The following is a 21,471-nucleotide window of genomic DNA, read 5'->3' as shown; positions in this document are numbered from 1 at the left end:
CCATTCCGGAGGAGGGGTTTTAAGTTGCGGGTGGCAGTTTACCCCGGTACTTTTGATCCTATAACTAATGGCCACTTGGATGTGATCAACCGGTCGTGTAAGCTTTTTGACCGGGTAATCATAGGAGTGGCGAGGGATAATTATAAGCAGACCCTGTTTTCCCTGGATGAAAGGGTTGCGCTGGTGCGGGAAGTGACGCGAGATATTCCCGGGGTTGAAGTGAAGGCTTTTCACGGACTTTTGATCGATTTTGTACGGCGCGAAGGCGCCTGCGCTATTATTCGAGGTCTGCGAGCCGTATCCGATTTCGAGTATGAGTTTCAAATGTCCATTATGAACAAAAAGCTGGCCGAAGAAGTAGAAACGGTGTTTCTTATGACCGCTACTGAGTATTCTTTCTTGACTTCCAGTATAATACGCCAGGTTGCTTCTTTAGGGGGATGCATCCGGGGGCTGGTACCGCCGGCTGTAGAGCTGGCCCTGTATGAAAAATTTAACTGGGCCGAGAAGTATAAAGTATAGGTTATAAAGGACAATTATTGCTTCATATATTGGAGGCAGGTAAAAACCTGCTTATTTTTTTCTAAAAACAGCCAAATAACTATTCTACAATGGGTAAAAATGATATATAATATGATAGTGGCAACGACAAAAGTATAGCATAATTATATTTAAGGGAAAGAAAAGGAGGGCACATTTCCATGGCAGAAAAGATTACCTTAAGTGTTATTAAGGCTGACATTGGAGGGTGGGTAGGACACTCAGATGTTCACCCTCGCCTTCTAGATACAGCCCGGCAGGTTTTAGCTGAAAGCGATTTACTGATCGATTTTCATGTGACTCATGTAGGTGATGATATTAATCTCATTATGACTCACCGCCGTGGAGTGGATAGCCCTGAGATACATCACCTGGCCTGGAATACTTTCCTGCGATGCACAGAGGTGGCTCGCGAACTAAAGCTATACGGCGCCGGGCAGGACCTGCTTTCCGATGCTTTCTCCGGCAATGTAAAGGGCATGGGGCCGGGAGTGGCAGAAATGGAGTTTGAAGAGCGCAAGAGCGAGCCGGTGATCATTTTTATGGCGGATAAAACGGAGCCCGGCGCGTGGAATCTTCCCCTTTATAAGATGTTCGCCGATCCTTTTAACACCATCGGTCTGGTTATCGATCCCAAAATGCATCAGGGTTTCCGCTTTGAGGTCTATGATTTAATTGAAAATAAAAAAGTAATCTTTTCCTTGCCAGAGGAAATGTACGATCTACTGGTGTTCATCGGCGCGCCGGGCCGCTATGCCATTAGAGCCGTTTACTCTAAAGCCACGGGAGAAATTGCGGCTGTTTCCAGCACCCAGAGACTTAACCTTATGGCCGGCCGCTATGTAGGCAAGGATGATCCTGTATGCATTGTGAGGTGCCAAAGCGGTCTGCCGGCGGTAGGTGAGGCCTTAGAGCCTTTTGCCAATCCCCATCTGGTAGCAGGTTGGATGCGCGGTTCTCATGTGGGCCCCTTGATGCCTGTATCGGTAGCTAACGCTGTTCCGACGCGGTTTGATGGGCCGCCGCGAGTGGTGGCTTTGGGCTTCCAGATAGCCAATGGCAAGCTGGTGGGCCCGCAGGACCTCTTTGCCGATGTAGCCTTCGACCGGGCGCGTCAAATCGCCAATGAAATCGCCAGTTACCTGCGCCAGCTGGGGCCCTTCGAGCCGCATCGCCTGCCTCTGGAGGATATGGAATATACTACTATGCCGGAAGTCATGGCCAGGCTAAGGCACCGGTTTGTCAAGGTTGGAAAGGAAGCCGAAAAGGAAGTGGCTGCTACGTTGGAAGAGTTGGGAGCGAAATAACAAAACCTGGCCGTAATTGGCATTGATTCAAATTTCCCCCCGGAAAAGGGAGTGACCTTATAGGTTGCTCCCTTTCAATTTGTGCGCCCGCCATTTGCACGGCAACCCCGGGGCTAAATATGGCCTACCGGTTGCGGCAGTATTCCTCCACAGCTTCTACAATAGCTTTTAGATTAGCATTAGGTGTTCTGAGGGGCACAGCGCATTCGGGGGCGATAATTTCTATACCTGCTGCACAGATGGAGAAGACCTCTTTACGCACATCGTCAGGGGTCCCGTCAAAGAGGGTGACAGGGTTATTAACGTTTCCGATGAGGGAAATCCTGCCCGCCACTATTTCATGGGCCCGCCCAGGATCAACCTTGGAATCGAAATGAAAGCCGGTGAACCCGGTCTGGGCGATGTAATCCAGGCGGTCGGTGGTATTGCCGCAGATATGCAGGATAGTGGGTCCCTGGATTTGCCTGGTCATTTCCTGATGCACAGGGACCAAGAAATCTCGATAACAGGTGCCGCTTACCAGGTCGCCCGTGGCATGATCGGCTACGGTAACTACGTCGGCTCCTGCTTTAAGCTGGGCATTGGCAAACATGACCGAGACCTCTTTTAATTTAGCTAGAAAACGGTGTACCTTGTCGGGTTCCAGAATAGTTTTTATCAAAAAATTTTGCACGCCATGCAAGTGGTAGGATAAAGTCCAAGGCCCCATAACCTTACCTATCAAGCAGACGTGGTCACCGTATTCTTTTTTTAAGAGTTTCAAGGCTTCCAGTACAGTACGCACGGGTGGTCGGTCCAAGAAATCCGCGGGTACATTTATTTCCTCTGGATCTTCAAAGGGATTTTCCAAAACATCGGGCATGGTATCAATGGTACCCCAATTGATTTTTAGCCCCAAGGCTGCTGCTTCTTGTTGCACACTAAAATAGGGGGCGATGGTGTCGAAGCCCAGGAGTTCGTGGCCAGTGGCGGCCAGACGAGCCATCTTTTCGGGATCCAAGTGTACCTCGGGAAAATAAGCGCCACAAGCTTCCATGGACTCTACAGTGGCTACCGAAGTGGGGTTACCTACGGGGATGCGATCCACCCGCTGCCGGTGCAAAGCTCTTAAGAAACGCTCTTTAGGTGTTATAGCACCCATGAACCTCTCTCCTTTTTAAGATATCTAGCTTTAATTTATAAATTTTGCTCTACTCCAAGAAATACCTCCATCATTTGTAGCTAAATTTAAGCTTCTCAATTAAATGCACATGACTAAATGTGAGTTAACAAGTCCCCTAAAGCCCAAATCCTTTTGGTAACGAACCTCTACTTAATGCAGTGCATAAAATAATAGAGCCGGCCGCAAATTTTTTCTTGCATTCCCCGTTTCTTTGTGGTGTAATTAATTCTGTTCCTAAGTAGGAAGTGGAGGGCGAGGACCGCGGTGGATCAGACAAGGACGCCGATTTTTACTGCGCTAAAACAATATGTTAGTGATGGAGTTATTCCTTTCCACGTGCCCGGTCACAAGCAGGGTCGGGCCCTGGCCGAGTTTAAGGAGTACGTGGGCGAGAGGGTACTGGCCATGGATCTGACCTGTATACCAGATCTGGATAACATTTGTAACCCCCGAGGCGTTATCCGGGAGGCCGAGGAGCTGACGGCGGCTGCCTATGGGGCTGATCATGCCTTTTTTCTGGTTAATGGTACCACCTCTGGCATCCAGGCCATGATCCTAGCTGTTTGCCAACCGGGGGATAAAATCATAATTCCGCGCAACGCCCATCGCTCAGCCCTGGGAGGCCTAATTTTAAGCGGAGCGCGGCCCATTTATATTGAACCGGAGATCCACAGTGATTACGGGATTTCCATGGGCGTAACTCCGGAGAAGGTAGAGCGGGCCTTAAGCGAACATCCGGATGCCAAGGCGGTTTTTATAATCAACCCCAACTATTACGGGACAGCTCCACCCCTTAAGGAAATTGTAAAGGTAGCCCATCGGTATGACGTACCAGTGCTGGTGGATGAGGCTCACGGAGCTCATCTAAAATTTCATCCCTCTTTACCCTTGTCGGCCATGGAGGCGGGAGCGGATCTGGCAGCCGTCAGCGCTCATAAACTGGCCGGGTCCCTTACTCAAAGCTCTTTCCTCCTCGCCAAGGGCAGACGGCTAGATCCTAAACATATCAAAGCGGTTCTGAATCTTTCGCAAACCACCAGCCCTTCTTATATTCTGCTGGCTTCTCTGGATGTAGCGCGCAAGCAGATGGCCCTTTATGGGCGCACCCTCTTGGACCGTGCTCTGGAGATAGCTCACTGGATCCGGCAGGAGGTGGCCAAAATTGATGGTTTGCGCGTTATGGGCGAGGAGGTCACCAGACTACCAGGGTGCTGTGCTCTGGATCCTACCAAGATCACGATTAATGTCCAGGAGTTAGGGCTTTCGGGTTATGAAACGGAAAATATTTTACGCCAGGAATATCGCATTCAGGTAGAGCTTTCCGATCTATACAACGTGTTATTACTTATTTCCATAGGGGATGATTGGGAAATGGCCCGGCGACTGGTGGCGGCCTTCCAGGATATTGCACGTAGACGTCCTTTAAAAAATGTAGTGCGTTTTTGCCCTCCGCTGCCGGCTATTCCTCGCATGCTGGCCTCGCCCCGGGAAGCCTTTTATAGTCAGACCCAAAGCATAGAACTGGAGTATGCCGAAGGGGAAATTAGTGCCGAGGCCATTACAGCTTATCCACCCGGTATTCCTTTAATTTGCCCTGGGGAGATTATCACGCGGGAGATTATAGATTACGTTAACCTCCTGAAAAAGGAGCGTGCCGATCTTCAGGGACCGGAAGATCCGGAGTTAAAATATATTCGTGTACTGAAAGGTACTATCAGCCTCATGGAGAGGGAAATATTAAGCCAGGCCAGCTTGGCCTAAGCCCTTCGACAGATACAGTCCCCTAGATGCAGTATCCCGGCACCTGGGAGATTGAAGGTCAATATGCTATAATTTATTCCTGGGTGATGGTTTATGGTTTACGGGATCATCATCTTAGGTGGGGCAATCCTGGCGGTAATTTATTACTTGTACCGGCAACGTAAAGAGCCGGGATATGACATTTTTCCACGTAATAAGTTTTATGTTTTATAGTTACGCAAATTCTTGAGTAACAAAAGGGAAAATAAAGATCATGTCGAATAACTGGTCGTAAGTGGCTGAAGGAGGGGAGAAATTGCGCAGACTCCCTCTGGAGTACTTACGACCAGGGATGGTAGTGGCTCGGCCTATTTTTAGCGCTGAAGGCCAGGTATTATTAAATAGAGGGGTTGTTTTAAAACCCTATTATATCCAACGTTTGCGAGAATTAGGCGTACCTGCTGTTTACGTAGCGGACGAGCTTTTAGGCGACCTGGAAGTAACTGATATAGTAACTGATACCGCCCGCCTTAAGGCCTTGAAAATAGTTAAAGAGATAATGACAGAGAGCGAAGAGAAAAAGAATTCTTCCGGGATTGCTCTCATTGAGCCCAAACGCGTAGAGCAGGTTGTAAATAATATTATCGATGATCTTTTAGCCCAGAAGGAAATAATGGTTAACCTGATAGATATACGGGCCATAGATGAGTATACCTTCGGTCACTCGGTGAATGTATGCATCTTGGCCCTGATTACAGGTATTACCCTGGGATATCCGCGATCGAGCCTCTTTCAGCTGGGGATGGGAGCCCTGTTTCACGATATAGGCAAGACTCTTATCCCCTCTGAGATTCTGAACAAGCCAGGTGCTTTGACCCCGGAAGAATACCAGATCATCTGCTGCCATTCGCGCTATGGTTTTGATATTTTAAGCAGCCAGCAGGAGATTAGCCCTGCAGTTGCCATGGTAGCCCTGGAGCACCATGAGCGTTATGATGGCAGCGGTTATCCTAACGGTCTTAAAGGTGAGGATATTCATGAGTTCGCAGCCATAACAGGTATTGTAGACGTTTATGATGCCCTGACCGCCGACCGCGTTTATCGCAAGGCGTACCCGCCCCATGAAGCTTACGAGCTGCTGGCCGGCGCAGGCAATTTCCGGCATGATTATCGTCTGATAAAGGCTTTTCTTTATAATATAGCAGCTTATCCTACGGGCACCCTGGTTCGGCTCAATACCGGAGAGACAGGGGTGGTGATCGATACACCGCGGGGACATTCTTTCCGGCCGCGAGTGCGGTTGCTGTACGATAAGTACGGCAACCGGCTTACAACGCAACCGGAAATAAATTTGCTCGTAGAACCTCATCTTTGGGTGAGCCGGGTTATACAGCCAGGAGAGCTGCCGGGAACATAAATTCTAAATAAAGAAGGGGTAATGAGAGATGCCCACTTATGATTTTAAGTGCCTGGAATGTGGCCATTTGTTTAGCGAGTTTGTTGCTTTAAAAGATAAAGATAAAGTCCGCTGCCCTGTTTGTGGAGGGAAGGTAAGCCAGCGCTTTACCGGCTTTCTTTATGTCAGAAAGGGTGGCGGAGAGAGCTTTAGCACCTCGGGCGGCAGCTGTAGCGGTGGCAGTTGCAGTAGCTGCAGCGGCTGCCGTTAAAGGCTGCCGGCTTCTTCCGGGGATATCAAATAGAGAATGAGAGCACTTGTATTTGGTTTGTACCGTTGTACATGTGTTAAAAGTTGCGAGAAAATTTTTTCTTTATAAAAAGGATTTTTTGCCGGAATGTTGAATATATAATCTATGGAAGGTCTGACCATTAGAACATTGCCAAAGTGGCTGGCAGAAAGGGGGAAGGTAAAAGCAGAGGAACATTCGGAAAAGATCGGGAAAGGAAAGGGGTGAGAAGGCGTACTTGTCAGGCTTTTCTAGCTAAAAGCAAAAGTTTGTTCAAAAGATAACTAAAGGGGGGTTAATAAAACATGGAACAAACTCCGGAAAAGGTTCCTGCAGGTTATGGCCCGCCATGGGAAAGAGTAAAGGAAATGCCTGCTCCACCTCCATTCAACTGGAAAAACCTTTTAACTCTAATAGGCCCCGGTGTTATTTTGCTAAAACTCTCCATCGGCAGCGGCGAATGGTTAATGGGTCCGGCGAGTGTTCTTCAGTACGGTACTTATGTTCTCTGGATTGTGACTATAGGAATTCTGACCCAATCTGTTTTCAACCTGATGGTCACTCGTTATACCCTTTATTGCGGCGAACCCATAATGGTGGGCCTGACCCGACTGGCGCCGGGAAGATGGTTGTGGACCCCGGTGTGGGTTCTTATATCCATTATCTCTGTGGGGCCGGGCTGGGCGGCCGCTTCAGCGACAGCTTTGGCAGCCATGTTTTTGGGAAGGATGCCGGGGAATGCAGATAAGCCCATGGTTTTAACCGCCGGTTTAATACTCTTCTTTATTGTTATAATTATTCTAATGATTGGTGGTAAAATTGAAAGAACCTTAGAAGTAATAAATAAAATACTTGTGGCCTTCATCTTTGGTAGTTTGATAATTTTGGTTATTATGTTTGCGCCGTTTAGCAAGTGGATTGAAGTTTTTACAGGTTTCTTCCAGTTTGGTAAGGTGCCACCTGGCAAAGTAGATTGGTTCTTATTAGCGGGTTTAGCAGGATATGCTGGTGCGGGTGGTATTTTGAATATGGGCACCAGTAACTGGTATCGCGATAAGGGATATGGAATGGGATCAATAGTAGGATATATTCCGGCCCTCATTGGCGGTACTAAAGTTAATGTGTCCCCAGTAGGTAAGGTTCCGCCGACCAATGAGACTACTATACAAAGATTTAAAGAATGGTGGAAATACCTTCTCGTGGATCAGCTTTGGATTTGGTCGGCCGGCTGCTTTATCGGTATGTACCTAACTGTGTTACTGGCCTATGCTATGGTACCACCGGGTACCAAGATGGGCGGTTGGGCAGTTGCAGCCTACCAGGCAGAGGCAGTAAGTAAAGTTTTGGGCTCTTTTGGATGGTACTGGCTGCTGTTCATCGGTTTCTGGGTCTTGTTCGGCACTCAACTGGCGGCTAGTGAAACCTTTGTCCGCCAAATGACCGACCTGCTTTGGAGCACCAGCCCCTGGGCTAGGGAAAAGCTTTCGAAGAATGATATCCGTGTCCTGTACTATACTATTTTGGTCGTATTTGTCTTGTGGTCCATCTACATGGCTTTTAAAGGTGCCCCTCTGTTTTTAGTAACTTTCCAGGCTAATGCAGCTAATCTGGCCTTCACTGTAGGCGGATTGCAGCTGCTGTTTGTAGAAAAACTTATCTCTCCCGAGCTTCGGTCACCCTTGTGGGCTAAATTAGTTATAGTAGTATTAGTTATCTTTTACGGAAGCTTTACCGTCATAGGTTTCGGGAGCGGTTTGTTTGGCTGGTTCAAATAATCCTTAAATAAAGTTCTCTGCCCCCTGCTCAGGGGGCTTTTTTATTTCAGAGCATTTCAAACTGCAGTGCGCGTAAGTAAGGGTGGTCATAATAGAAGCAAGAGTTAATTCAATTAGTGAAAAAAAGCACTTAGAAGCAACTAATATTTTATTATAAGTGTTAGCAGTTGCAAGAAAATTATTTTTTGCAAGGAGGATTTTTTGTTTGATTGTCGAAAATATTGCTGTAAGATGGCCTAACCACCTGAATGCCGGAAGAGCGACTAACCCTAACCTTATGCATTTTATGCATTATTAGAGCGATAAAGGGGGTGAGAAAGAATCTTAGCGCTGGGGGCTAAACAAAGGACTAAACAAAAATAATGAATAAGTCAACCAGTTAAGCTTTGTAAGGAGGAATATTATGCAGTTTTACCAGAATTATAACCCGCTTGGAAATTTTGCGTTATCTACCCTAGTAGCTGCCCTACCTATCGTTGTGCTGCTTTACTTACTGGCCATTCACCCTTGGAAAGATGAGCAAGGGAGGCAACATAGAGGCATATTAGCCCCTTATGCTGCGGCCATCGCTGGGGCAACAGCTCTTATAATAGCCATCTTTGTTTTAAGAATGCCCGTGCCCACGGCTATAGCCGCCTTTATTAACGGCTTCGCCTTCGGCATGTTGCCCATTGGCTGGATCGTTGTCTCGGCGATGTTTCTTTACACTATGACCTTGGTAACTGGCAAATTTGAAATTGTAAAGAATACCGTGGCCAGCATATCGCCCGATAAGCGCTTACAGGCTTTGTTAGTAGCTTTCTCTTTTGGTGCGTTTATGGAGGGCGCGGCTGGTTTCGGGACTCCGGTGGCTGTAGCTGGCGCCATGATGGTGGGGTTAGGCTTCAGACCCCTCCCGGCTGCAGTCATCTGTTTGATTGCCAATACTGCGCCTGTAGCCTGGGGCGCCATTGGCACACCCATCATTACTCTGGCCAAGGTTAGCGGTATACCGGAAGAACTTATTACAGTAATGGCCGGCAGACAGTTGCCGCTATTTTCGATTATCGTGCCTTTCTGGTTAGTAGCTACTCTTGTATTTATGAATAAAGGCAAATGGCGGGATGTATGGGAAGTATGGCCTGCTACCCTGGTTTGTGGGCTCTCCTTTGCTGCAGCTCAATTCACCATGTCTCAACTGGGGAATACTATGATCGTCGATATAGTTAGCGGTATTTTTAGTATGATAGTTACTGCTTTGTTCCTGAAAATATGGCAACCTAAGCGTATCATCACCAGCGAGGAAGAATTCAGCCAGGAAGGTAGCACCAAGGTTACTGCTGAGGAGTGGCGGTTCAGGCTGCCCCGGTACACTACTGGGGAAGTAGTACAGGCTTGGTTGCCGTGGATTTTACTCTCAATTGCAGTATTCCTCTGGGGCTTACCGGGCTGGAAAGCATTTCTTAATAAGATCTCTATTATCAACATTCCCATACCTTATCTCGATAACGTGGTCTACCGTGTTCCCCCTGTTGCTCCTAAACCCCATCCTGAGGCAGCAGTCTACACTCTTAACTGGTTATCAGCGGCCGGAACGGGTATATTCATTTCTGCCCTTGTTTCAGGTTTCTTTGTACTTAGGTTAACAGGAGAGCAATGGATTCTAACTATTAAGCGTACAGCTAACAGGATGAAACTACCCCTGGCTACTATCGGCTTGGTGCTAGGCCTTGGCTTTACCACGCGCTACTCTGGATTGGATGCCATTTTAGGGCTGGCCTTTACTAGGACCGGATGGGCTTATCCTTTCTTTGCCTCTATGTTGGGATGGCTGGGCGTATTCTTAACCGGAAGCGATACCTCTTCCAACGCCATGTTCGGGAGCCTGCAACGCATTACTGCTGAACAATTAGGTATGAACCCAGTGTTGATTGTTACAGCCAATAGCACTGGCGGCGTGATGGGGAAGATGATCGATGCCCAGAGCATTGTTGTTGCCACGGCAGCCTGTTATGAGGATCAGGAAGAAGGCACCAAAGCTGTAGGCGCTATTTTCCGGGCCGTGGTCTGGCACAGCCTAGCTCTAGCCATCCTCCTGAGCCTATGGATTTTCCTGCAGGCCTACGTGTTCCCGTGGATGATACCACCTTATACACCTTGATAAAGATTTTGCTCTTTCCCCGGTCTGATATGGCCGGGGCTTTTATTTATTTTTGCATAGGAAAATCCTTGACACCCTTTGGCAGGTTCTTTATACTGAAACGTAAACATATTTAAACACCTTAAGGTGACGGCCAGGATAAGCTGGAAATAAGCAGGAGGGGAGAGAACAGGTGGGGCTTATCATATACTTCGATGGTCAATTTGTAGATGAAGAAGAGGCCAAAGTATCTGTCTTCGATCACGGTTTGTTATACGGCGACGGGGTCTTCGAAGGCATCCGGGCGTATCATGGGCGGGTTTTTAAATTAAAAGAACATATTGTTAGACTTTTTGAATCAGCCAGGCATATTGCTCTGGATCCCGGCCTTACCCAGGAAGAGATGATGGAGGTAGTGCTGGAGACTTGTCGGCGTAATAACTTGCGTGATGCTTATATCCGCCTGGTGGTGACCCGCGGCAGAGGGGACCTGGGGCTGGACCCGCGCAAATGCCCTAAACCTCTGGTTTTCTGTATTGCAGCCGGTATCCAGCTTTACCCGGAAGAATTGTACGAGAAGGGGCTAGAGCTGGTAACCGTGGGAACCCGGCGCAATGCCCCTGATGCCCTGGATCCCCGAATTAAATCCCTGAATTACCTTAATAATATTCTGGCCAAGATAGAAGCCACCCGGGCTGGCGCGCCGGAGGGGCTTATGCTAAATAAAGAAGGGTATGTGGCGGAGGCGACAGGAGACAATATTTTCATTGTCAAAAACGGTCACCTGTATACCCCTCCTGCCTACATTGGTCTGCTAGAAGGTATTACCAGGAATACGGTGTTGGATCTAGCCAGGAAATTAGGTATCCCGGCCGAGGAGAAAGTCTTCACCCGTCACGATGTTTATACGGCTGACGAGTGTTTCCTGACCGGTACAGCGGCAGAAGTTATTCCGGTAGTACAGCTGGATAGCCGGCCTATAGGCGACGGCCGGCCGGGTCCCATTACTCGCCGGCTCATAAGCAGTTTCCGGGAGTTAACCGAAACGGAAGGCCCTGAAATCTTTGAAGAAAAGGAGCGTTAGGGATGCGCAGCGATTCCATGAAAGCTGGCCTGGCCAGAGCTCCCCACCGGTCTCTTTTCAAGGCTATGGGTCTTACCGACGAGGAGCTGGCCCGGCCCATTATCGGTATTGTGAATTCCTTTAATGAACTGGCGCCAGGGCATGTCCACCTTCGGTCCATAGCTGAAGCGGTGAAGGCCGGGGTGAGGATGGCTGGAGGCACCCCTTTGGAATTTTCTACCATTGGAGTATGTGACGGCATAGCCATGAACCACATAGGCATGAAATATTCCCTGGCCAGCCGGGAATTGATTGCCGATAGCGTGGAAGTCATGGCTATGGCCCATCCCTTTGATGCTCTGGTCTTCATTACTAACTGCGATAAAATAGTTCCCGGTATGCTTATGGCGGCAGTCAGGCTCAATCTCCCTTCTATTTTTATAAGCGGCGGACCTATGTTGGCTGGCAGGTACCGGGGGCAGGATGTTTCCCTAAGTAACATATTTGAAGCGGTAGGTGCAGTCCGGGCCGGAAGGATGACGGAAGAGGAACTGGCTGAGCTGGAGGATTGCGTCTGCCCCAGTTGTGGTTCCTGCGCCGGGATGTATACCGCCAACACTATGAACTGCATGACAGAAGCCTTAGGAATGGGCTTACCGGGCCACGGCACCATTCCGGCGATCCATGCAGCGCGTCTGCGCCTGGCTAAAGCAGCTGGAATGCAGATTATGAACTTGTTAAAAGAAAATATACGGCCTCGCGATATAATGACGGAAGCGGCTTTCCATAACGCGGTGGCTGTGGATATGGCCCTGGGCGGCTCCACCAATACCTGCCTGCACCTTCCGGCCATTGCTCGCGAGGCAGGGGTGGATTTACCTCTTAAGGTTTTCGATGACTTAAGCCGACGCATTCCACAACTGTGCAAGCTAGACCCGGCTGGGATTCACCATATCCAGGACCTGCACGAGGCTGGCGGGATTCCAGCTGTAATGGCCGAGCTATACCGTGCGGGGTTAATAAAAGGCGACTGTCTTACAGTAACGGGCCGGACGGTAGCCGAGAATTGTGCAGGGAAAAAGATTTTGAACAGTGAAGTGATCCGGCCGGCAGAGAATCCCTATAGCCCGGATGGAGGTCTGGCCATTCTCTACGGCAGCCTGGCTCCGGAAGGGGCTGTAGTCAAAAAAGGAGCAGTCCTGCCGGAAATGCTGGTCCATAAAGGGCCGGCCAGGGTCTTTGAAAGTGAGGAAGAGGCCTTCCAGGCCATCATTGGGGGGAAAATAAAGCCAGGGGATGTAATTATTATTCGTTATGAAGGGCCTAAAGGCGGTCCGGGTATGCAGGAGATGTTAAGCCCCACTGCTGCTCTGGCCGGAATGGGTTTGGATACCTCAGTAGCCCTGATCACCGATGGCCGCTTTTCCGGGGCCAGCCGCGGTGCTTCCATAGGCCATGTGTCTCCAGAAGCGGCAGCAGGCGGGCCTATCGCCTTGGTGAAGGAAGGTGATCTCATCGCCATCGATATACCGGCGCGCAAGTTGGAGTTGTTGTTAGATCCGGAGGAACTGGAGCGGCGTAAGCAGCAATGGCAGCCACCTGTTCCCAAGATCCAAAGTGGGTATCTTGCGCGTTATGCGCGGCAGGTAAGTTCAGGTGCCAGAGGAGCAGTGCTGGAATAATTTATAAAGTAAACGAGTCGTATATGGAGGTGCTTTTAAAATTGGGGATTGCGGTGCGAAAAGCAAATTGACGGGGTCCCAGATTATAATTAAGGCCTTACAAGCAGAGGGCGTGGATACAGTATTCGGGTATCCCGGGGGCGCAGTGTTGCCCCTATACCATGAGCTTTATGGGGCCAATATCCGCCATATTTTAACCCGCCACGAACAAGGAGCTGTTCATGCGGCTGATGGCTATGCCCGGGCCAGCGGTAAACCGGGAGTGTGCATAGCCACTTCAGGACCGGGTGCCACCAACCTGATTACCGGGATTACTAATGCCTTCATGGATTCTGTCCCCCTTGTTGTACTCACCGGCCAGGTAGGAGTCAGCATGATTGGCCGCGATTCTTTCCAGGAGGCCGATATAACGGGGATCACCATGCCCATTACCAAGCACAATTTCCTGGTGAAGGATGTAAATGAACTGGCCGAGGTAATTCATGAGGCCTTTCATATTGCTACTACTGGCCGGCCGGGACCGGTAGTTGTTGATATCCCCAAAGATGTTACCACCCAGACTGCTAGTTGGAATAGATATCCACCTCAGTTAACTTTAAGGGGATACCGTGTCTGCCTGGAACCCCACCCTTTGCAGGTGCTTCAGGCGGCTAAGGCCATTTCCAGGGCAGAGCGCCCATTATTCTTTGCCGGTGGAGGGGTTATTACCTCTGGCGCTCACGAGGAATTGAAGGCTCTGGCCCAGAAACAGGATATTCCAGTAATTATCAGCATGATGGGTAAAGGGGCTTTCCCGGAAGACGATCCTCTTTTCGTAGGCATGGTTGGTATGCACGGCACAGTAGCCGCCAATTATGCTGTTTGTGAGTGCGATCTTTTGATTGGTGTAGGCGTGCGCTTTGACGACCGGGTGACCGGCAGGTTGGAAAAATTTGCTCCCAAGGCTAAAATAATACACATAGACATTGATGCGGCCGAGATCGGCAAAAATGTGCCTGCCCATATTCCTATGGTGGCCGATGCCCGGCTAGCTTTAAAGGCCTTGCTGGATAATTTACCTGAGCGAGGCAGCCATATAGAGTGGAAGGAAAGGATCCAGGAGTGGAAGGAAAAGTATCCGCTCAAGTACAATAAAAACTGCTCTCTGAAACCCCAGTATGTCATCGAAGAGCTCCATCGTCTGACCGGGGGAGAGGCTATAGTCACCACTGATGTAGGTCAGCACCAGATGTGGGCTGTCCAGTACTATCCTGTCAAACGGCCTCGTACTTTTCTTTCTTCTTGTGGCCTGGGGGCCATGGGCTTTGGTGTACCTGCGGCCATCGGTGCTCAGATCGCCCAGCCGGAGGCCACGGTTATAGCCATTACCGGTGACGGAAGCTTCCAGATGAACTCCCAGGAACTGGCCACCATAAGTTTCTATAAGTTACCAATAAAAATCATACTATTAGACAACGGCTATTTAGGTATGGTGCGCCAGTGGCAGGAGTTCTTCTTTGAGGGGCGTTATTCTTATTCAGACCTGGCGGGGGGCAATCCTGATTTTGTCAAGCTGGCCGATGCCTACGGGATACAGGCCCTCAGGGTCACGGAACAGTCCCAGGTAACCTTGGCCTTGGAGGCGGCCCTGTCGCACAAGGGACCCTTCCTGGTGGATATAAAGGTGGACCGGGAGGAAAATGTCTTCCCCATGGTACCTCCTGGCGGACAACTGGACGAGATGATAGTGGGAGGGTAGGAAAATATGAAGCGTACTTTGGCAGTTCTGGTGGAAAACAAGCCAGGGGTTTTGACGCGGGTGGCGGGACTGTTTGCACGTCGGGGTTACAATATAGAAAGTCTAGCTGTCGGCCCCACGGAAAACCCCTCTATTTCTCGTATGACCATCGTGGTGGATGCCGATGAACGTACCGTAGAACAAGTTTGCAAGCAACTAAATAAGCTTATCGATGTTATTAAGCTGAGCGATATAACCCATGATCCCCATGTAGGCCGGGAATTAATACTCGTCAAAGTGAATGCCGACCCCCAGGTACGGGGAGAAATCATGCAGATTGTGGAGATTTTCCGGGCAAGGATTGTAGATATTGCCCGCGATAGTTTGATTATTGAAGCTACAGGAGATGAGGATAAAATAAATGCTATCGTGGCTGCCTTGCGACCTTTCGGTATACGAGAGGTAGCCAGGACGGGAAAAATTGCTCTGGTGCGGGGAGCCAGAGGTAAAGTCCTGGAAGCAAGTGTAAACGACCAGGAGACAGTCAGCCAGACCGGTTAGAGGGAGGAAAAAGGCATTGACTCGGACGGGTGCCCAGGCAGTTATAGAAGCCTTATTGACCGAAGGTGTGGAACTTGTTTTCGGCTATCCCGGCGGGGCGGTCCTACCCCTATACCATGCCCTGGCCGATAGCCCCATAAAGCATATCCTGGTACGCCATGAGCAAAATGCCGTTCATGCGGCCAGCGGTTATGCTCGGACCAGCGGCAAAGTAGGTGTGTGCTTTGCTACTTCTGGCCCGGGAGCTACCAATCTGGTGACGGGGATCGCTACTGCCTATATGGATTCCGTTCCCGTAGTGGTTATTACCGGGCAAGTGCCTACCTTTATGGTAGGTACCGATGCCTTCCAGGAGGTTGATGTAACGGGGATTACCATGCCTATTACCAAGCATAATTATCTGGTTAAGGATGTAGCAGAGCTTCCCCGTATAGTTAAAGAGGCCTTTTATATTGCCCGCACAGGCCGACCCGGACCGGTTCTCATAGACCTGCCCCGGGATGTGGCCCAGGCTCCCTGTGAAGCACCAGTACCCGACAAAGTTGAAATAAGGGGTTACAAGCCCACATATAAAGGCCATCCGGGCCAGATACGCGCTCTGGCGTCCATGTTGTTGGAAGCGGAGCGCCCGGTAATCTTTGTGGGCGGCGGGGTGGTGGCTTCAGGTGCAGAGGATCTATTACTGCAACTAGCTGAAACCCTGCAGGCCCCGGTAGCCACTACCCTAACGGGCCTGGGTTCTTTCCCGGAAGATCACCCGCTCTCCTTGGGCATGGTGGGCCTGCACGGCAAGCCCTATGCCAATCATGCCTTCATGGAGTGCGACCTCCTTTTCGGCCTGGGAGTGCGCTTTGACGACCGGGTAACAGGTGCTCTGGATAAATTTGCTCCCCAGGCTAAGATTGCCCATGTGGATATCGATCCGGCCGAAATCGGCAAGAACGTACGGGTAGACCTGCCGTTAGTGGGAGATGCCCGGACGGTATTGGAGGATCTTTTGCCCTTGCTTACGCCGGTTAAAAGAGAGGCCTGGCTGAAGCGGATTAAGGAATTGCGGGAAGAATTTCCCTTAACCTATGGTCATGGTGGAGAAGTGCGGCCCCAATGGGTAATACAACGGCTGGGGGAGATGACCCGGGGCCAGGCCATTATTGCCACCGATGTCGGCCAGCATCAGATGTGGGCCGCCCTCTATTACGGTGTTACCCGGCCGCGTACCTTTATATCCTCTTGCGGCCTGGGAACTATGGGATATGGTTTTCCTGCCGCTATAGGGGCTCAGCTGGCCCGGCCGGAAGCCATGGTATGGTTGATCACGGGGGATGGTAGCTTCCAGATGGCCATGGCTGAACTAGGTACGGCCATGGAACAGAACTTACCCATTAAAATTTTACTTTTTAATAACCAGGCCCTAGGCATGGTGCGTCAGCTGCAGCACTTCTATTATGAGGGTAAATACTCTGCTATACACTTTAGGGGCAATCCCGACTTTGTATGCCTGGCTCGCTGCTACGGCGCCGTAGGTTTAAGAATAACTAAACAGGAAGAAGTTATTCCGGTTTTACAGGAAGCCATGCAGAGTAATCGTTTGACCCTCATAGAATGCCTTATCAGCGAAGAAGAGATGGTTTATCCCATGGTGCCGGTAGGCGGAGGACTAAATGAAATGATCTTGCCGCAGGATTAGGTTTTAGAAGGAGAGACAGGAATGGAGAAAGAAGGTCGACGGATCTATATTTTTGACACTACTTTGCGCGATGGGGAACAGTCACCCGGGGTGAGCCTTAACGTACAGGAGAAGCTGGAAATTGCCCGGCAGCTGGCAAAGCTTAAAGTAGATGTCATTGAAGCTGGTTTTCCCATCGCTTCTCCGGGCGATTTTGAAGCGGTCAAAGCTATAGCCCAGGAGATAGAAGGGCCCGTGATTGCAGCTTTAGCCCGTATTAACGAGAAAGACATTGATCGCGCCTGGGAAGCTGTAAAGTATGCGGCCAGGCCTCGTATCCATGTCTTCATTGCCACCTCGGATATTCATATGAAACACAAGCTGCGCATGACGCGGGAGGAGGTTCTGGCTGCTATCCGGTGGGGCGTGTCCTATGCCAAACAGTATTGCCAGGACATCGAATTTTCTCCCGAGGATGCTTCCCGCAGCGACCTGGATTTTTTGTGTCAGGCGCTTTCAGTCGCCATAGAGGCGGGAGCTACGGTGATAAACATTCCCGATACGGTAGGTTATGCTACGCCACCGGAATTTGGCCGCCTTATTGCCCAGATACGGCAGAGGGTGCCCAACATAGACAAGGTTACCATCAGCGTTCACTGCCACAATGATTTGGGCTTGGCGGTGGCCAATTCTCTGGCTGCTATTGAGAACGGCGCTACCCAGGTGGAGTGCGCTGTCAACGGCATAGGCGAGCGCGCTGGCAATACAGCCCTGGAAGAAATCGTAATGGCCCTCTTTACCCGTTACGATTATTACGGCTACAAAACAGGAATTGTAACCGAGGAGATTTACCGGACCAGCAGGCTGGTAAGCAGTCTAACTGGCATGCCGGTCCAGTATAACAAGGCTATTGTGGGGAAAAACGCCTTTGCCCACGAATCGGGTATCCACCAGGACGGCGTTCTAAAGGAACGTACTACCTATGAGATAATGAACCCGGCCTTGATCGGCCTGGTGCAGAGCAATATAGTCCTGGGCAAGCATTCCGGTCGCCATGCCCTGCGCACCCGCCTGGCCGAATTGGGCTATAATTTGACGGAAGCCGAGCTGGATAAGGCCTTCCAACGCTTTAAAGAGCTGGCCGATCGCAAAAAACAAATCACCGACCGGGATCTCGAAGCTATCGTGGAACACGAAGTGAAACATGTTCCCGAAAAATATGTTCTGGAATATCTGCACATTTCCACCGGTACGCGGGTAGTCCCCACGGCTACCGTGGCCCTTAAAATAGGAGAAGGAGTTCTGGAAGAGGCTGCCTGTGGCGAAGGTCCGGTAGATGCCGCCTTTAAGGCCATAGACAAAATTACCCGCATTCCTGTGGGCCTTAAGTCTTATTCCTTAAATGCAGTTACCGGCGGCAAGGATGCTGTAGGCGAAGTAACGGTGAAGGTGGAATATGAGGGGCGGATCTTCATCGGACGCGGCATTAGTACTGACATCTTGGAAGCCAGTGCCCGGGCTTACTTAAACGCTATAAATAAGCTCGTCTACGAAATAGGAGAAGAAAACTTAAAATATGTTTCCGAACCAAATAACGGGGGAGATAAGTAGCCATGGGCATGACCATGACGGAAAAGATTTTGGCTGCCCACGCAGGTCTGGAGAAAGTAGAGCCGGGGCAGCTCATAAACGCCTGGATAGACCTGGCCCTGGGCAACGATATCACCGCTCCTTTAGCCATTAAAGAATTCCGCCAGTTGGGGGTAGAAAAGGTCTTCGATCCTGAGCGGGTGGTGCTGGTCCCCGACCATTTTACTCCCAATAAAGACATAAAGTCGGCCGAACAGGCCAAGATAGTACGGGAATTTGCCCGGGAACAAAAGCTCGAATACTATTATGAAGTAGGGCGTATGGGGATCGAGCACTGCCTCTTACCGGAAGAGGGGCTGGTAGCACCTGGAGACCTCATTATTGGAGCCGACTCCCACACCTGCACTTACGGTGCCCTGGGAGCCTTTGCCACTGGCGTGGGGTCCACCGACTTGGCTGCGGCTATGGCTACGGGGGAATGCTGGTTTAAAGTGCCACAGACCATCCTTTTGCGCTATTACGGGAAGCTGCGGCCCTGGGTAGTCGGTAAAGACCTCATACTTTATACCATCGGAGACCTGGGTGTGGATGGCGCCCGGTACCAGGCCCTGGAATTTACCGGCGAAGCCATAAGGGAATTATCCATGGATAGCCGTTTTACCATGGCCAACATGGCCATTGAAGCAGGGGCTAAAAATGGCATCTTCCCTGTAGACGAAAAAACTGAAGAATATCTAAAGGGGAGGGCCAAACGTCCTTACCGTATATACGAGAGCGATCCGGATGCCGTTTATGCCGAAGTAAGGGAATATGATGTTAGCAAAATCGAACCCCAGGTGGCCTTTCCCCACCTGCCGGAGAACACCCGGCCCATAAGCGAAGTGGGGGAGATATGGATTGACCAGGTGGTCATCGGTTCCTGTACCAACGGGCGGATGGAAGACTTAAGGATCGCGGCCGAACTTTTGCGGGGCAAAAAGGTGCACCCGGAAGTCCGGCTTATCATCATACCCGGTACCCAGAAGATCTATGCCCAGGCCATAAAAGAGGGACTTATCACTATATTTATTGAAGCAGGGGCAGCCGTCTCTACCCCTACCTGCGGCCCCTGCTTGGGGGGCCACATGGGTATCCTGGCCAAGGGAGAGAAGGCCGTGGCCACCACTAACCGCAACTTTGTAGGCCGCATGGGCCACCCTGAAAGCGAAATATACCTGGCCGGTCCGGCGGTAGCGGTCGCCAGCGCCATCAAAGGCCGGATAGCAGCTCCAGAGGAGGTACTGTAAAATATGCTGCTAATACGAGGCAGATGCCATAAATTCGGCAACGACATAGATACCGACGCCATTATACCCGCCCGTTATCTCAATACCAGCGACCCCCAGGAACTGGCCAAACATTGTATGGAGGATGCCGATCCCAGCTTTCCCGGCCGGGTGAAGCCAGGCGATATCATAGTAGCGGGCAAGAATTTTGGCTGCGGCAGTTCGCGGGAACATGCGCCCCTGGCCATAAAAGCGGCGGGAGTAGCAGGCGTTATAGCCTCCTCCTTTGCCCGCATCTTTTACCGCAACGCCATTAATATCGGGCTACCCATTTTCGAAGCGCCAGAGGCAGCGGCCAGGATTGAGGCCGGGGATGAAGTGTTAATCGAGCCGGAAAAAGGGTTGATCAGCAACCTGACCAAGAACGAAACCTATCGTATGTTTCCCCTCCCCCCCTTTATGCAGGAACTGATGGATGCGGGAGGGCTTATGGCCTACGTGGCCAGGAAGGTGAAAGGCCATGCTTAAAAGGATTGCTGTCCTCCCAGGAGATGGCATTGGGCCAGAGATCATCCCAGAAGCGGTAAAAGTGCTGGAAGCTGTAGGCAAGAAGTACGGGGTTAAATTTGAGTTTTGGGAAGGTCTAATAGGCGGTGCAGCTATAGATGCAACGGGCACGGCCCTGCCGGCGGAAACCTTAAAGCTATGCCAGGAAAGCGATGCTATCCTTTTGGGTGCGGTGGGAGGTCCCAAGTGGGATTCCTTGCCGCCGGCTGAGCGGCCGGAGACGGCCGCCCTTCTCGCCTTGCGCAAGGGCCTGGGCCTTTATGCCAATATACGGCCGGCCTATCTTTTTCCTGCTTTAGTGGAGGCCTCACCTCTCAAAAAGGAAATTGTACAAAGAACCGATTTACTGGTTTTGAGAGAGCTCACCGGAGGGCTCTATTTTGGAGAGAAAAAGAGAGAGCGTACTGCTACCGGAGAGGTAGCCTGGGATACCTTGATATACACTACGGAAGAGATCGAGCGTATTTTGCGCCTGGGCTTTGAATTGGCCAGGCAACGTCGCAAGAAACTAACGTCCGTGGATAAGGCCAATGTTCTAATTACCTCCCGCCTGTGGCGGGAGACGGCCGAGCGGCTGGCCACGGAATACCCCGATGTGGAACTGACCCATATGTACGTGGATAACTGCGCCATGCAGCTGGTGCGCTGGCCGCGGCAGTTCGATGTTCTGGTTATGGAAAATACCTTTGGCGATATTTTAAGCGACCTAGCCTCGGTATTGACCGGCTCCATCGGCATGCTGCCCTCAGCCAGCATAGGTGGAAAGGTAGCCTTGTATGAGCCGGCCCATGGCTCTGCCCCCGATATTGCCGGGCAGAAGAAGGCCAATCCCTTAGCCACCATCCTTTCCGCAGCCATGATGCTGCGCATATCTTTTAAAATGGAGCAAGGCGCCCGAGATATCGAAACCGCGGTAAGCCGGGTACTGGATAAAGGTTTCCGCACCCCGGATATTATGGGTGAGGGTAAAATTCTGGTCAATACTGAGGAAATGGGAACATTAGTCAGGCGGGCAGTAGAAGAGGGATAGGT

General features: G+C 50.6%; 17 protein-coding genes. 16 read left to right on the top strand and 1 reads right to left on the bottom strand.

The genetic code is table 11. From position 1 onward, the window contains the following. The first annotated feature begins 24 nt into the window (after window positions 1–24). Both coaD and fbp read left to right on the top strand, forming a co-directional pair. Window positions 25–522: a pantetheine-phosphate adenylyltransferase gene (gene coaD, locus AC1BI1_RS07645; protein ID WP_476716700.1), complete on the top strand. Its 498-nt coding sequence runs from the start codon at window positions 25–27 to the stop codon at window positions 520–522. Between the two features lie 179 nt (window positions 523–701). Further along, window positions 702–1,847 (top strand): fructose-1,6-bisphosphate aldolase/phosphatase, encoded by a 1,146-nt coding sequence (gene fbp / locus AC1BI1_RS07640; RefSeq protein ID WP_476716699.1) that lies wholly within the window; start codon window positions 702–704, stop codon window positions 1,845–1,847. A gap of 124 nt (window positions 1,848–1,971) precedes the next feature. Here fbp and AC1BI1_RS07635 read toward each other — a convergent pair whose 3' ends face one another. Then, on the bottom strand, window positions 1,972–2,988 hold the full coding sequence (locus AC1BI1_RS07635; RefSeq protein WP_476716698.1) for an MtaA/CmuA family methyltransferase: 1,017 nt from the start codon (window positions 2,986–2,988) through the stop codon (window positions 1,972–1,974). Between the two features lie 285 nt (window positions 2,989–3,273). On the opposite strand from AC1BI1_RS07635, the gene AC1BI1_RS07630 reads away from it, so the two are divergent. The 14 genes from AC1BI1_RS07630 to leuB all read left to right on the top strand — a co-directional run bounded on the left by AC1BI1_RS07630 (window position 3,274) and on the right by leuB (window position 21,469). Further along, entirely contained in the window at window positions 3,274–4,770 is a 1,497-nt protein-coding gene (locus tag AC1BI1_RS07630) for an aminotransferase class I/II-fold pyridoxal phosphate-dependent enzyme (protein WP_476716697.1), read from the top strand. Between the two features lie 295 nt (window positions 4,771–5,065). Then, on the top strand, window positions 5,066–6,166 hold the full coding sequence (locus AC1BI1_RS07625) for an HD-GYP domain-containing protein (RefSeq protein ID WP_476716696.1): 1,101 nt from the start codon (window positions 5,066–5,068) through the stop codon (window positions 6,164–6,166). Window positions 6,167–6,194: 28 nt separating this feature from the next. Next, the gene (locus tag AC1BI1_RS07620; protein ID WP_476716695.1) at window positions 6,195–6,416 is read left to right on the top strand and encodes an FmdB family zinc ribbon protein; all 222 of its coding nucleotides are present in this window, start codon (window positions 6,195–6,197) and stop codon (window positions 6,414–6,416) included. A gap of 323 nt (window positions 6,417–6,739) precedes the next feature. After that, window positions 6,740–8,209, top strand: coding sequence for an Nramp family divalent metal transporter (locus AC1BI1_RS07615; RefSeq protein WP_476716694.1), 1,470 nt, complete (start codon window positions 6,740–6,742; stop codon window positions 8,207–8,209). A gap of 403 nt (window positions 8,210–8,612) precedes the next feature. Next, window positions 8,613–10,349, top strand: coding sequence for an L-lactate permease (locus AC1BI1_RS07610; RefSeq protein ID WP_476716693.1), 1,737 nt, complete (start codon window positions 8,613–8,615; stop codon window positions 10,347–10,349). Window positions 10,350–10,521: 172 nt separating this feature from the next. After that, window positions 10,522–11,412 (top strand): branched-chain-amino-acid transaminase, encoded by an 891-nt coding sequence (gene ilvE, locus AC1BI1_RS07605; RefSeq protein WP_476716692.1) that lies wholly within the window; start codon window positions 10,522–10,524, stop codon window positions 11,410–11,412. 2 nt (window positions 11,413–11,414) lie between these two features. After that, entirely contained in the window at window positions 11,415–13,073 is a 1,659-nt protein-coding gene (gene ilvD / locus AC1BI1_RS07600) for a dihydroxy-acid dehydratase (RefSeq protein ID WP_476716691.1), read from the top strand. A gap of 67 nt (window positions 13,074–13,140) precedes the next feature. Beyond that, entirely contained in the window at window positions 13,141–14,811 is a 1,671-nt protein-coding gene (gene ilvB, locus AC1BI1_RS07595; protein WP_476716690.1) for a biosynthetic-type acetolactate synthase large subunit, read from the top strand. A gap of 6 nt (window positions 14,812–14,817) precedes the next feature. After that, window positions 14,818–15,351 (top strand): acetolactate synthase small subunit, encoded by a 534-nt coding sequence (ilvN, locus tag AC1BI1_RS07590; protein ID WP_476716689.1) that lies wholly within the window; start codon window positions 14,818–14,820, stop codon window positions 15,349–15,351. Window positions 15,352–15,367: 16 nt separating this feature from the next. After that, window positions 15,368–17,038, top strand: a complete 1,671-nt coding sequence (gene ilvB / locus AC1BI1_RS07585; RefSeq protein WP_476716688.1) for a biosynthetic-type acetolactate synthase large subunit — start codon at window positions 15,368–15,370, stop codon at window positions 17,036–17,038. A 21-nt stretch (window positions 17,039–17,059) separates the two neighbouring features. Next, complete coding sequence (locus tag AC1BI1_RS07580; protein WP_476716687.1) at window positions 17,060–18,628, top strand: 2-isopropylmalate synthase; 1,569 nt, start codon at window positions 17,060–17,062, stop codon at window positions 18,626–18,628. Between the two features lie 2 nt (window positions 18,629–18,630). Further along, window positions 18,631–19,893, top strand: a complete 1,263-nt coding sequence (gene leuC, locus AC1BI1_RS07575) for a 3-isopropylmalate dehydratase large subunit (protein WP_476716686.1) — start codon at window positions 18,631–18,633, stop codon at window positions 19,891–19,893. Window positions 19,894–19,896: 3 nt separating this feature from the next. Further along, on the top strand, window positions 19,897–20,400 hold the full coding sequence (locus tag AC1BI1_RS07570; RefSeq protein WP_476716685.1) for a 3-isopropylmalate dehydratase small subunit: 504 nt from the start codon (window positions 19,897–19,899) through the stop codon (window positions 20,398–20,400). Continuing rightward, the gene (leuB, locus tag AC1BI1_RS07565) at window positions 20,393–21,469 is read left to right on the top strand and encodes a 3-isopropylmalate dehydrogenase (protein WP_476716684.1); all 1,077 of its coding nucleotides are present in this window, start codon (window positions 20,393–20,395) and stop codon (window positions 21,467–21,469) included. Before AC1BI1_RS07570 ends, leuB begins: the two co-directional genes overlap by 8 nt. Window positions 21,470–21,471 lie beyond the last annotated feature (2 nt).

The sequence above is a fragment of the Thermanaeromonas sp. DSM 22490 genome, from assembly GCF_056378755.1.
The sequence above is the reverse complement of the archived record's forward strand: the minus strand, read 5'-3'. Positions and strand labels throughout refer to the sequence as shown.

Bases quoted from the DNA above. Each gene is read 5' to 3' on its own strand.
- AC1BI1_RS07570 (WP_476716685.1), top strand. From the start codon at position 19,897: ATGCTGCTAATACGAGGCAGATGCCATAAATTCGGCAACGACATAGAT.
- AC1BI1_RS07580 (WP_476716687.1), top strand. From the start codon at position 17,060: ATGGAGAAAGAAGGTCGACGGATCTATATTTTTGACACTACTTTGCGC.
- AC1BI1_RS07610 (WP_476716693.1), top strand. From the start codon at position 8,613: ATGCAGTTTTACCAGAATTATAACCCGCTTGGAAATTTTGCGTTATCT.
- fbp (WP_476716699.1), top strand. From the start codon at position 702: ATGGCAGAAAAGATTACCTTAAGTGTTATTAAGGCTGACATTGGAGGG.
- leuB (WP_476716684.1), top strand. From the start codon at position 20,393: ATGCTTAAAAGGATTGCTGTCCTCCCAGGAGATGGCATTGGGCCAGAG.
- AC1BI1_RS07635 (WP_476716698.1), bottom strand. From the start codon at position 2,988: ATGGGTGCTATAACACCTAAAGAGCGTTTCTTAAGAGCTTTGCACCGG.
- ilvN (WP_476716689.1), top strand. From the start codon at position 14,818: ATGAAGCGTACTTTGGCAGTTCTGGTGGAAAACAAGCCAGGGGTTTTG.
- AC1BI1_RS07620 (WP_476716695.1), top strand. From the start codon at position 6,195: ATGCCCACTTATGATTTTAAGTGCCTGGAATGTGGCCATTTGTTTAGC.
- AC1BI1_RS07615 (WP_476716694.1), top strand. From the start codon at position 6,740: ATGGAACAAACTCCGGAAAAGGTTCCTGCAGGTTATGGCCCGCCATGG.
- leuC (WP_476716686.1), top strand. From the start codon at position 18,631: ATGGGCATGACCATGACGGAAAAGATTTTGGCTGCCCACGCAGGTCTG.
- ilvD (WP_476716691.1), top strand. From the start codon at position 11,415: ATGCGCAGCGATTCCATGAAAGCTGGCCTGGCCAGAGCTCCCCACCGG.